Below are 11,672 nucleotides of genomic sequence, written 5' to 3'. Positions count from 1 at the left end.
CCCGAGACCGGTCGTGCGCGCCGTCGCCACTACCGTGGGGCCATGCCCCGCACCGCCGCCGACCTCGGATCCGATGCCCTCGCGTTCCTCACCGAACGCCACCTCGGCACCCTCACCACCCTGCGCGCCGACGGCACCCCGCATGCCGTCGCGGTCGGATTCACCTGGGATCCCGACGCCGGCCTCGCCCGGGTCATCACCTCCGACGGCAATCAGAAGGTCCGCAACACCGAGCGCGGCGGATATGCGGCAGTCACCAACGTCGACGGCCCGCGCTGGCTGACCCTCGAGGGACCCGCGACCGTCCGCCGCGAACCCGACCAGGTCCGTGAGGCCGAGCAGCGCTACGCGCAGCGATACCGGGAACCCCGGCCGAATCCCCGCCGCGTGGTGATCGAGATCAGGGTGAGCCGCGTACTGGGTTCGGCGTCGCTGTTCAGCGAGTCGCGGCCGGCCTGACCCCTAGGAGTTCGATCCGTCCAGCCGGACCAGTTCATGCGGGCGGTTGTTGACGGACTCGCAGCCGTCGTCGGTGACGATCACGATGTCCTCGATCCGGGCTCCCCAATGCCCGGACACGTACACCCCCGGCTCCACGCTGAACGCCATTCCGGCCCGCAGCGGGATGTCGTTGCCGCCGACGATGTAGGGCTCCTCGTGCACCGACAGCCCGATCCCGTGCCCGGTGCGGTGGATGAACCGCTCGGCCAGGCCGCGTGCGGCGAGGAGATCGCGAGCCGCGGCATCGATCGACGACGCGCTCACCCCGGGCCGGACGGCGGCCACGGCCGCACGCTGCGCCTCGAGCAGCCCGGCGTATGCATCGGCGATGTCGGCGGGCGGGTCGTCGAAGCAGTAGGTGCGCGTGGAGTCGGAGTTGTAGCCCGGCTCTACCGGACCGCCGATGTCGACGACGACGATGTCGGACCGCTCGATGACCCGGTCGGAGAACTCGTGGTGGGGATCGGCGCCGTTGGGACCGGACCCGACGATGATGAACGCCGCCTCGGTGTGCCCCTCCTCGAGGATCGCGGCGGCGATGTCGGCGGCGACCTCGCGTTCGGTGCGGCCGGGGATCAACCAGTCGCCCATCCGCGCGTGCACCCGGTCGATCGCGGCACCCGCACGGCGGAGTGCGTCGATTTCCGCGGCATCCTTGATCATTCGGAGCTCGCGCAGTACGTCGGTCGCCAATTGCGGTGTGGCGCCGGTGTGCCGGGCGAGCGGGATCACGTGCAGGGCGGGCATGGAGTCGGAGACGGCGATGCGCGGCTGCGAGGGCAACCCGGCCAGTGCCAGCGCATGGGCGTCGTCGCCGTCGACCCAGTCGGCCACCTCGATGTCGAGATCGCCGACCGCCGAGGAGGACAGCGACGGGACCTCGAGGCGCGCGATCACGAGCCGTGGGTCGCCGGTCGCGGGGATCACGAGCGCGGTGAGCCGTTCGAAGGTCTCCGCCCGTGACCCGACCAGGTAGCGCAGGTCCGGTCCGGGAGCGACGACGAGCGCGTCCAGATCCGCGGCGCGGGTGAGTTCGGCGGCACGGCGAACCCGGTCGCGGTACACCTCTGCGCCGAAGAGCGGCGCGGCCCCCGCCCCTGCCTCCGACGTCGCCACCCGTGCTGTTCCGGTCCCAGATGCCATGCGACGAAGACTACCGCCGACTCATGACAGAGTGTGGGGGTGACGGATTCGTTGATGCTGCTCGACGGCGCGAGCCTGTGGTTCCGATCGTTCTTCGCCCTGCCGGAGAAGATGACCAGCCCGGACGGACGCCCGGTCAACGCGGTGCGGGGCTTCCTCGACACGATCGCCAATCTCGTGGTGCGCGAACGACCCACGCGACTGGTGGTGTGCCTGGACCTGGACTGGCGCCCGGAGTTCCGCACCGACCTGATCCCCACCTACAAGGCCCACCGGGTGGCGGTTCCCGACGGCGGTACCGACGTCGAGGGCAGGGACATCGACGTCGAAGAGGTGCCCGACACGCTCACCCCGCAGGTCGACATGATCATGGCCGTCCTGGCGGCTTCGGGTATCGCGACCTCGGGCGCCGTCGGTTGTGAGGCCGACGACGTGATCGGCACGCTCGCCTATGACGAGGCGGAGGATCCGGTCATCGTGGTCAGCGGTGATCGGGACCTGCTGCAGGTGGTCGCCGATGATCCGGTCCCGGTGCGCGTCCTGTACGTCGGCCGCGGCCTGGCCAAGGCCGAGATGATGGGGCCGGTGGAGGTCGCCGAGAAGTACGGCGTGCCGGTCGATCGCGCCGGGATCGGCTACGCGGAGATGTCGATGTTGCGCGGGGATCCCTCGGACGGGCTGCCGGGCGTGGCCGGCATCGGTGAGAAGACCGCGGCGAAGCTGATCAGCGAGTACGGCAGCCTTGATGCACTCGAGGCAGCTGCCGCCGACCCGTCGTCGGGGGTGCCGACCCGGAGCCGGAAATCGCTGCTCGCGTCGGTCGACTACCTGCAGGCGGCGCGAATCGTCGTCTCGGTGCGCACCGACGCCGAGACGATCGACAGCGGCCCGGATGTACTCCCGGACGAGCCCGCCGACCCCGCGGCCCTCGCCGAACTCGTCGAGGAACTGGGAATCGGGGCGTCGGTGGGGCGGCTGGCCAAGGCCCTCGACTGGCCCCAGGCCGGTTGAGGCCCCTAATCCGAGAGAACCGCATAACCCCTGGTCCCTGAGGTGCGAGGAGCGATAGCGACGAGCCTCGAAGGGCCTGGTGAGGCACGTTGCGATGCCCTTCGTGGCTCGCTTCGCTCGCACCTCAGGGAGCAGAGAATTCGGACGCTCACTAAGGTTCTTTCGTAGTCCACGACGGCCGCCAGGCCGCAGATACTTAGGTGACAGCCGGCTGAGGCTCCTTGCCGGTCAGCTCGGGCGTGAGACCTCGTAGCGGCCGTCGTCGTCGATGAACGTGACGGTGACCTGCTGCTGCTGACCGCCGACGGTGACCGAGCAGGTGAACGACGCACCGGTCTCGACCCGCTGACCCGACGGGCACTGCACATCGGAGACGTCGCTGGCCTGATAATCCTCGGTGAGGATCTGCTGCACACCGTCCTGCGCAGCCTGCTGGTCGAGGTTCTTCGGTGCCCACCCGGGAAAGAGGAACGCGGTGATCAGCACGATCGCGGCGATGAGGATCAGCGCGCCGCCGCCGACGAACATCAGTGTCCGGGCGGTCTTGTTCGACTTCCCGGCCGCCATCCCGCTGAACTGATCGCCGCCACCGTACGGATTCTGACCGTACTGGTTCTGACCGTAGGGCTGTTGACCGTAGGGGTTCTGCGCATTCGGTCCCGTGGCGCCCTGCGGGTTCTGGCCGTAGGGCTGCTGGCCGTACTGCCCCTGTCCGGGCGCCCCGTATTGGCCGGACCCGTATTGACCTGGGGCCCCGTACTGCCCCGGTGCACCGTACTGCTCGGCGCCGTACTGGGCACCCGGCTGGCCATACTGTTGACCACCGGGCTGACCGTACTGTCCGGGGTTGCCGACCTGCGTCGGCTGGGACTGGGCCGGACCGGAATGGGGAGGCTGGCCCGCAGGTCCAGCTGGTTGCTGATACGGGTTCTGCTGATACGGATCCTGTTGCGGCTGGCCGTAACCCGGGGTCTGCGCGGCCGGGTTCGGCGCCATGGTGGTCGGGTCGGCCGGTGGTGCGCCGGCCTGGCCGGCGCCGGGGAGGTTCACGATCTCGGTCTTGCCGTCCGGACCCGACTGGTCACCGGACGCTCGCGGGCCGGCCTGCGGATCGGGGCCGGAAGAATGTGGGCCGGGGGGATTCGGTTGGGACGGGTTGGGGTTGTACGGGTCGGTCATGAATCCCTCCCACTCGGCCGTTCACCCGGCGACGGGTGTCGGCGAACTGTGACGTCGCGGCGGTATCGAGGCGGGCACGCCGACACCGGATGCGGGATGAACGTTACCTCAGCTGCCTGGGACTATCAGCAAACATCGCACGCGCCCCGCGGGCGCGTCGTCCGGTGAACCGACACCCACCGACCGACCGATGCATGCACCCGAGCTCGGCCGAAACGATCAGCCGAGTTCGGCTGAAACGATCAGCCGAGTTCGGCGGCGACCACCCCGCGACGGATCGCCTTGACCGCTGCCCGGGCCGTCCCACCGAGACGGGTGTCGGACCCCACGCCGAGCCGGATCTGTTCGAGAAGATCCACGACCTGCCGGTTCCACCGCACGAAGTCCCCCGGCGAGAGCAGTTGTCCGCGTTCGCCTGCCAGGAGCAGGGCCTCGCCGAGCGAACGGCCCGATGCCCACGTCGCCACGGCGACAGAGAATCCGGTGTCTGGTTCGCGTGTCGGGCTCACCCGATGCCGCTGCTCCACCGCGGTGACCCGCGACCAGATCCCGACCGTCGCCGCCATTGCGGCGCGCATCGAGCTGCTGCCCGGAAGAGCATCGACTCCGCTGTAACTGTCGCGCCGGCTCTCGTAGACCAGTGCGGCGACCACCGCGGCGAGATCGGGCGCGGAGAGATCGTCCCAGACGCCGGCCCGGATGCACTCGGTCACCACCAGGTCGCTCTCGCTGTAGATGCGGCCGAGCAGCTTGCCCGAGTCGGTCACCAGCATCGTGTGGCCGGTGGACTCGGTCGATTCGGCGACGCGCTCGAGATAGCCCAACTCGCTGAGGACACCGACGATGTGATCGAACGTGACGCCGAGGGTCGACGTCCGGTCCCCGATACTGCGCTCGGCGTTGACGATGTCGCGCAGCAACCGGTTGCGGCGTTCGGCGAGCCGGAACAACTCGTCACCGTTCGGCAACTGATGCGCCGGATGCGCACGCAGGGTGCGTCGAAGGCGCGCGAGCTCGGTGTCGTCGGCGGCGTCGGCGCGCTTCTTCTGCCGTCCGCGCGGCATCTCGATGCCGGTCGATCGCAACGCCGACGCCAGATCGCGTCGGCCGCGACCGGTGCGACGGTCGGCGTTCTTCGGCAGTCGCATGTTGCCCAGCACCTCGGGCGGATTGACGAAGTCGCGGGTACCGACGCGACCGCACCAGGCGTCCTCGGTCAGTACGAGCGGCTTGGGATCCTGCGCCTGCGTAGCCGGTTCGATGATGACCGCCAGACCGCGGTGCCGTCCGACGGGTACGCCGATGACATGCCCGCGTTTGAGCGCGGCCAGGTCCGCGGTGATGGCGTCGTGCGTGTCGGTGCGCCTGCGGAACTTGAGATCGCGTTCGCGGCTGCGGATGTCCTCGCGCAGCGTGACGTAACCGAGAAAGCCGGCATAGGGCTCTTCTTCCGAATCAGCTTCGGCCTCAGCAGGTTCCAGCCCCCGCGCCTGCGCCGTGCGCGCCAGCTCGCCGTCGAGTTTGCGCAGCGCCCGCTGGGCCTCGTCCAGTTTGCGCGCCTGCCCGACGACCGACCGGTCGGCCTGGAACTGCGCGAACGACCGATGCAGCAGCTCGCGGGCGCCGTCGAGGCCCAGCCGTCCGAGGAGGTTGACCGCCATGTTGTACTCCGGCGAGAACGAGCTGCGCAGCGGGAAGGTACGCGCGCCGGCGAGGCCGGCCACCTCCTCCGGGACAACCTCGGGTGTCCACACGACGACCGCGTGGCCCTCGACGTCGATCCCGCGGCGACCCGCCCGCCCGGTCAGCTGCGTGAACTCGCCGGGGGTCAGATCGACATGGGCTTCACCGTTGTACTTGACGAGACGTTCGAGGACCACCGAGCGCGCGGGCATGTTGATGCCGAGCGCGAGCGTCTCGGTGGCGAACACCATCCGCACCAGGCCCCGCACGAACAGCTCTTCGACGGTGTGCCGGAACGTCGGGAGCATGCCCGCGTGGTGCGAGGCCAGCCCCCGGCGCAACCCCTCTCGCCATTCGTGCACACCCAGCACATCGAGGTCGGTCGGCGACAGTTCGGTGAGATGGCGGTCGACGATCGCGTCGACCTCGCCGATCTCGACGGGGGTGAGGAGCGAGATACCCGACCGCAGACACTGCGCCAGGGCGGCGTCGCATCCGACGCGCGAGAAGATGAAGCCGATGGCCGGGAGCAGGCCCTCCCGGTCGAGACGCGTGACGAGGTTCGGCCGCGACAGCGCCGGTCCCCGTCCGTCACGCCGGGGGCCGCTGCCGCGACCGCGTCCACGGCCGCGCGACGACTCCCGCTCGTCGTCGGCCATCAGGATCCGGTGCCGGATCTGGCGTTTCAGCTCCGGATTGACCCGGGGCCGGGTACCGGCCTTGCGTGCCGGACCGGTGTCGGCGGGGTCGAACAGGTCGAACAACCGTTGCCCGACGAGCATGTGCTGGGACAGCGGCACCGGCCGGTGCTCGTCCACGATCACCGAGGTGTCGCCGCGAACCGTCTGAATCCAGTCGCCGAACTCCTCGGCGTTGCTCACCGTCGCCGACAGGCTCACCACCCGAACCGATGGTTCGAGGTGCAGGATGACTTCTTCCCACACCGCCCCGCGGAACCGGTCGGCCAGGAAGTGGACCTCGTCCATGACGACGTGCGACAACCCGTCCAGAGCTCGTGACTCGGCGTAGATCATGTTGCGCACGACCTCGGTCGTCATCACGACGACCGGCGCATCGGGGTTGATCGAGCTGTCGCCGGTCAGCAACCCGACCGACTCGGTCCCGTGGACCGCCACCAGGTCGTTGTACTTCTGATTGCTGAGCGCCTTGATCGGCGTGGTGTAGAAGCACTTCGTGCCCCCGGCCAGCGCCAGATGCACGGCGAACTCACCCACGATGGTCTTGCCCGCGCCGGTCGGCGCGCACACCAGCACACCGTGCCCACCTTCGAGCGCCTCGCACGCGCGGAGCTGGAAGTCGTCGAGCCGGAAAGCGAGTCTCGACGTGAACGAGTCGAGTTGTGTCACAGGACGTCGTCGAAGGTCGCGCGCGCCCGCGTCGACGTGCGGGTGGCGCCGGCGCCGACATGGTTCGCCGGCGCCGGGATCGGCGACGCCGGAGCGATCGGCTCCGTCGGCGGCAGCGGGCTGGCCTCGTCGTCGGAAAGGTTCGCCCAGGCCGACGCCTTCTTCGCCTTGCGCTTGTCGAAGATGCGCGCGAACTGGATCGCGAACTCGAGCAGGACGGTGAGCGCGAGCGCCAGGGCCAGCATCGTGAACGGGTCCTGGCCCGGCGTGACGATGGCCGCGAAGACGAAGACCGTGAAGATGAGGCCGCGCCGCCAGCTCTTCAACCGGGCGTAGGTCAGCACTCCCACCACGTTGAGCGCGATGATGAGGAGCGGGAGTTCGAAACTCACGCCGAAGATCACGAGCACGTTGAGCATGAATCCGAAGTACTGGTCACCGGCCAGGGCCGTGACCTGGACCTCGTTGCCGACGGTCAACAGGAAGTCGAAGGCCTTGGCGACCACCAGGTAGGCCAGCACCGCGCCGCTGACGAACAGGGTCGTCGCCATCGCCACGAACAGGATGCCGTATCGGCGTTCGTGGTCGTGGAGACCGGGGGTGATGAACTGCCAGATCTGGTAGATCCACACCGGGCAGGCCATGACGACACCGGCGGTGAGCGCCACCTTGAGGCGAAGCATGAACTGGTCGAACGGGCCGGTCGCCAGAAGACGACAGGAGTCGTCGGCGGTCAGCGAGGCACGCGACGATGGCGGCAGATCACAGTACGGACCGCGCAGCATGTCGCCGAGCGAGGAGATGCCGAGGAAGCCGTGGCTGTACCAGAGGAACCCGAGGATCGTCGTGGCGATGATGGCCAGCATCGAGATGACCATACGAGTGCGCAACTCGTACAGGTGCTCGACCAACGACATGGTGCCGTCGGGGTTGAGCTTTCGTTTGCGCTGCCGGGGGTCGAGACGTCGGGGAATCGGAAGAGTGCGCACTGGCGATGCTCCGACGCGCCCCTATGCCGATTTCTTGACGTCGGCGTCGCGCTGCGTGGCGGGCTGGGTGGAGTCACCCGCGGGCAGCTCACGGCGCGACGGGTCGGCCGGCGTCGCGTCGGCGGTGGCCTGCGAGTCCTTGTCGTCGTCCTTCTGCATCTCCTTGACCTCGCTCTTGAAGATGCGCAGCGACTGTCCCAGACCTCGGGCGGCGTCCGGCAACTTCTTCGAGCCGAACAGGATCAGCAGCACAATGGCAACGATCGCCCAGTGCCACCATGACGTGAAGCCCATGAGATCACCCTTCAGTTCGGATCAGACAGTGTCCAATGCTACCTGAGACGCGCCCGGCGGGGAGCGGGCCCGACCGGATGATCCGCCCGGCCCCGCGGTGGGCGGTCCTCAGCGATATCGCCTGCGTGCCGCGGTCGCGGTGTCGGCGACCGCTGCGGCGACGGCCGGCGCGTCGACGACCCGGACGGCTCCCCCGAATCCGAGCAGGAACCGGGTGAGCCACTCCGGCGAGCCGTAGACGAGCCGGGCGCGGACCGGCAGGTCGGCGTCGGGCCGGTCCTCGACCTTCTCGACGGGTTCGAGCGGGTAGTAGTCGAGGATCCACAGATGGTCGGCGTCGATCTCGATCTCGACAGCCGGGAGATCGGGGTTCTGGGCCACCAGCACCGACTGATTCGACGACGCGGCCTCGGCCGGCGGACGGCTCGGTTCGTCCAGTTCGGACGCGGTGTCGACGCGGTCGAAGCGGAACAACCGCACGCCCTCGGCCATCCGGCACCACGCCTCGAGATAGGTGTGTTGATCCATGACCTGCAGACGGATCGGGTCGACCACCCGGTCGGTGACGCTGTCGCGGCCGGCCGAGTAGTAGCGCAGGCGCAGCGCACGAGCGTGCTTGGTGGCCTCGCGGATCGTCATGTAGGTGGGGTTCTCCCCCGACGGATCGGGAGCCGAGTCGGACGCACCGGCGACCCCGGGCACCGTCGCACCCACCGCTTGCTCGATCTTCGCGATCGCCCGACGAGCCGCCGCCACATCGACGACGCCCGGCGTCTCGACGAGCGCTCGCAGTGCGACGAGGAGCGTGCTGGCCTCCACGGTGGTCAGCCGCAGGGGCCGGTCCATGCCCGCGGTGAACCCGACCGTCACGTAACCCTCACTGAACTCGAGTTCGATGAGGTCATCGGGGTAGTACCCGGGGAGTCCGCAGACGAAGAGGAGTTCGAGATCCTTCGTGAGCTGCGCCTGGGTCACACCGAGTTCGGCGGCGGCCTGGACGATCGAGATGCCGCGGCGGGCCTGGAAGTACGGGACCATCGCCAGCAGGCGGTTGAGGCGGGACGGTGCTGCGGCGGCCATCAGACCGTCACCCCGCTGAGGCGGTCGAGGCTCGCGATGACGAGGTCGCGCAGCTCCGGCGGGTCCAGGACGACCGCGTCGCGGCCCACACCCAGGACCATGCGTGCGACCGTGGTCAGCGAGTGGATCTCCAGGGTCACGATGTCGCCGGGATCGCCGTCGAGGTCGGCGGGCTCGGTCGCCGTCGCGGCCCGGCGGAGGCCGAACGCCCGGTCGGCCGCGACCCAGATCCGCGCGGTGCGGCCGTCGGAACCAGAAGCGGAATCGACAGCCGCCGAGACGATCTGCTGGAGATCGGTGCCCGCCGGCACCACGACGGCGTCGGCGGCACCGACCGCGGAGACGGCCGTGATCCGCGACAGCCGGAACGTCCGGGTGGCGTCGCGATCGCGGTCGTGACCGACGACGTACCAGCGGCCCCGGTGCGACACGACTCCCCACGGTTCGACGCGCCGGGTGGTCGGTGCGGCGGCCGCCGACGACCGGTGCCGGAACTCGACCGCACGTCTGTCCTGGACCGCGGCGAGAAGGCCCGCGATGACCTCTTCGGAGCCGAGTGATCTCGACGACCCGCCCGTGGTGATCCCCAGATCGTCCTCGGAACGGACGTCGAGCCCGGCTGCCCGCAGCTTGAGGATCGCCGTCTGCGACAGCGTCGAGACCTCCGGCGTGTCCCACAGCGCGGCGGCCATGGCGATCGCCGCCGCCTCGTCGGATTCCAGGGAGATCTCCGGCAATTCGTAGGAGTCGCGGTCGATGCGGTATCCCTCGCCACCGGCCGCCATCGGCGACCGGCCGGTGACGAGCGGGATCCCGAGATCCCGCAGTTCGTTCTTGTCCCGTTCGAACATCCGGTTGAACGCCTCGTCGGACTGTCCGTCATCGGAGTAGCCGGCAACGTTGCGGCGGATGTACTCCGCGGTGACGTACTGCCGCGTCCACAGCAGGCAGATCACGAGGTTGAGCAGACGCTCGACTTTGGGGGTTGCCACCGAGTCAGGTTAGAACGTGGCCGCTCACCGCGTGCGGAGGCACGCTGCGTTCGCGGGTAACCCGGGCACTCACATCGACGCGATGAGGCGATCGACGCGCTCGTCGACACTGCGGAACGGGTCTTTGCACAACACGGTCCGCTGAGCCTGGTCATTGAGTTTGAGGTGCACCCAGTCGACGGTGAAGTCGCGGCCCGCCTTCTGCGCGGCCGAGATGAAGTCGCCACGAAGTTTTGCGCGGGTGGTCTGCGGCGGCTCGTTGACCGCCGTCTTGATCGCCTCGTCGGTGGTCGCGCGGGCGACCAGTCCCTTGCGCATCAACACGTCGAAGACGCCGCGGCCGCGTTTGATGTCGTGGAAGGCCAGGTCGAGTTGCGCGATCTTCGGATCCGACAGTTCCATCGAGTACCGGTTCTGGTAGCGCTCGAAGAGCTTGCGCTTGATGACCCAGTCGATCTCGGTGTCGACCTTGGCGAAATCGTTGCTCTCCACCGCGTCGAGCATGCGGCCCCAGAGGTCGACGACCATGTCCATCTCCGGGTCCGGTCGGCGGTTGGTGAGGTGCTCGACGGCGCGGGCGTGGTACTCGCGCTGGATGTCTAGGGCGCTGGCCTGCCGACCGCCGGCGAGTCGTACCGGCCGGCGCCCCGTCGGGTCGTGGCTGACCTCACGGATCGCGCGGATCGGGTTGTCGAGCGCGAAGTCACGGAACGCGACGCCGGCCTCGATCATCTCCAGCACGAGCGCCGCGGAACCCACCTTGAGGAGGGTCGTCATCTCGGACATGTTCGAGTCGCCGACGATGACGTGCAGCCTGCGGTACTTCTCGGCGTCGGCATGCGGCTCGTCGCGCGTGTTGATGATCGGACGCGACCGGGTGGTCGCCGAGGAGACGCCCTCCCAGATGTGCTCGGCGCGCTGCGACAGGCAGAACGTCGCCGCCTTGGGGGTCTGCAGCACCTTGCCGGCGCCACAGATCAGCTGGCGGGTCACGAGGAACGGCAGCAGGACGTCGGAGATGCGGGAGAACTCCCCCGCCCGCACGACCAGATAGTTCTCATGGCATCCATACGAGTTGCCGGCCGAGTCGGTGTTGTTCTTGAACAGGTAGATGTCGCCGCCGATGCCTTCGTCGGCGAGACGCTGTTCGGCGTCGACGAGCAGGTCCTCGAGCACGAGCTCGCCCGCCCGGTCGTGGTTGATCAGCTGGATGAGGCTGTCGCACTCCGCGGTCGCGTACTCCGGGTGCGAACCCACGTCGAGATAGAGGCGGGCGCCGTTCTGCAGGAAGACGTTCGACGACCGGCCCCACGACACGACCCGCCGGAAGAGATAACGGGCGACCTCGTCCGGACTCAGGCGGCGGTGGCCGTGGAAGGTGCACGTGACACCGAACTCGGTCTCGATGCCCATGATTCGTCGCTGCACTTGAC

10 protein-coding genes are annotated in these 11,672 nt (G+C 68.8%); 2 read left to right on the top strand and 8 right to left on the bottom strand.

Translation table 11 applies throughout. The annotated features are described in order from the left end of the window. The first annotated feature begins 42 nt into the window (after positions 1-42). Positions 43-459 (top strand): PPOX class F420-dependent oxidoreductase, encoded by a 417-nt coding sequence (locus tag AC3B6C_RS19605; RefSeq protein WP_488373806.1) that lies wholly within the window; start codon positions 43-45, stop codon positions 457-459. 3 nt (positions 460-462) lie between these two features. Here AC3B6C_RS19605 and AC3B6C_RS19600 read toward each other — a convergent pair whose 3' ends face one another. Beyond that, on the bottom strand, positions 463-1,644 hold the full coding sequence (locus tag AC3B6C_RS19600) for a M24 family metallopeptidase (protein WP_488373805.1): 1,182 nt from the start codon (positions 1,642-1,644) through the stop codon (positions 463-465). Between the two features lie 54 nt (positions 1,645-1,698). On the opposite strand from AC3B6C_RS19600, the gene AC3B6C_RS19595 reads away from it, so the two are divergent. Continuing rightward, positions 1,699-2,655 (top strand): 5'-3' exonuclease, encoded by a 957-nt coding sequence (locus tag AC3B6C_RS19595; protein WP_488376313.1) that lies wholly within the window; start codon positions 1,699-1,701, stop codon positions 2,653-2,655. A 228-nt stretch (positions 2,656-2,883) separates the two neighbouring features. Here AC3B6C_RS19595 and AC3B6C_RS19590 read toward each other — a convergent pair whose 3' ends face one another. From AC3B6C_RS19590 to pafA, 7 genes are all read right to left on the bottom strand, one after another. Next, entirely contained in the window at positions 2,884-3,834 is a 951-nt protein-coding gene (locus AC3B6C_RS19590) for a DUF4333 domain-containing protein (RefSeq protein WP_488373804.1), read from the bottom strand. Positions 3,835-4,076: 242 nt separating this feature from the next. After that, positions 4,077-6,884: a DEAD/DEAH box helicase gene (locus AC3B6C_RS19585; protein ID WP_488373803.1), complete on the bottom strand. Its 2,808-nt coding sequence runs from the start codon at positions 6,882-6,884 to the stop codon at positions 4,077-4,079. After that, positions 6,881-7,801: a twin-arginine translocase subunit TatC gene (gene tatC / locus AC3B6C_RS19580; protein WP_488376312.1), complete on the bottom strand. Its 921-nt coding sequence runs from the start codon at positions 7,799-7,801 to the stop codon at positions 6,881-6,883. Before tatC ends, AC3B6C_RS19585 begins: the two co-directional genes overlap by 4 nt. A 93-nt stretch (positions 7,802-7,894) precedes the next feature. Beyond that, positions 7,895-8,167 carry a Sec-independent protein translocase subunit TatA gene (gene tatA, locus AC3B6C_RS19575; RefSeq protein WP_010841094.1) on the bottom strand — a complete coding sequence of 91 codons (273 nt, stop codon included), beginning with the start codon at positions 8,165-8,167 and terminating at the stop codon, positions 7,895-7,897. A 108-nt stretch (positions 8,168-8,275) separates the two neighbouring features. Beyond that, entirely contained in the window at positions 8,276-9,247 is a 972-nt protein-coding gene (locus AC3B6C_RS19570) for a helix-turn-helix transcriptional regulator (protein ID WP_488373802.1), read from the bottom strand. Then, positions 9,247-10,239, bottom strand: a complete 993-nt coding sequence (locus AC3B6C_RS19565) for a helix-turn-helix transcriptional regulator (RefSeq protein WP_010841092.1) — start codon at positions 10,237-10,239, stop codon at positions 9,247-9,249. Before AC3B6C_RS19565 ends, AC3B6C_RS19570 begins: the two co-directional genes overlap by 1 nt. A 69-nt stretch (positions 10,240-10,308) precedes the next feature. Further along, entirely contained in the window at positions 10,309-11,667 is a 1,359-nt protein-coding gene (gene pafA, locus AC3B6C_RS19560; RefSeq protein WP_010841091.1) for a Pup--protein ligase, read from the bottom strand. Positions 11,668-11,672 lie beyond the last annotated feature (5 nt).

It is taken from the genome of Gordonia sp. 11cp, from assembly GCF_057767225.1.
The sequence above is the reverse complement of the archived record's forward strand: the minus strand, read 5'-3'. Positions and strand labels throughout refer to the sequence as shown.

Bases quoted from the DNA above. Each gene is read 5' to 3' on its own strand.
- AC3B6C_RS19605 (WP_488373806.1), top strand. From the start codon at position 43: ATGCCCCGCACCGCCGCCGACCTCGGATCCGATGCCCTCGCGTTCCTC.
- AC3B6C_RS19600 (WP_488373805.1), bottom strand. From the start codon at position 1,644: ATGGCATCTGGGACCGGAACAGCACGGGTGGCGACGTCGGAGGCAGGG.
- AC3B6C_RS19595 (WP_488376313.1), top strand. From the start codon at position 1,699: ATGCTGCTCGACGGCGCGAGCCTGTGGTTCCGATCGTTCTTCGCCCTG.
- AC3B6C_RS19590 (WP_488373804.1), bottom strand. From the start codon at position 3,834: ATGACCGACCCGTACAACCCCAACCCGTCCCAACCGAATCCCCCCGGC.
- tatC (WP_488376312.1), bottom strand. From the start codon at position 7,801: ATGTCGTTGGTCGAGCACCTGTACGAGTTGCGCACTCGTATGGTCATC.
- tatA (WP_010841094.1), bottom strand. From the start codon at position 8,167: ATGGGCTTCACGTCATGGTGGCACTGGGCGATCGTTGCCATTGTGCTG.
- AC3B6C_RS19570 (WP_488373802.1), bottom strand. From the start codon at position 9,247: ATGGCCGCCGCAGCACCGTCCCGCCTCAACCGCCTGCTGGCGATGGTC.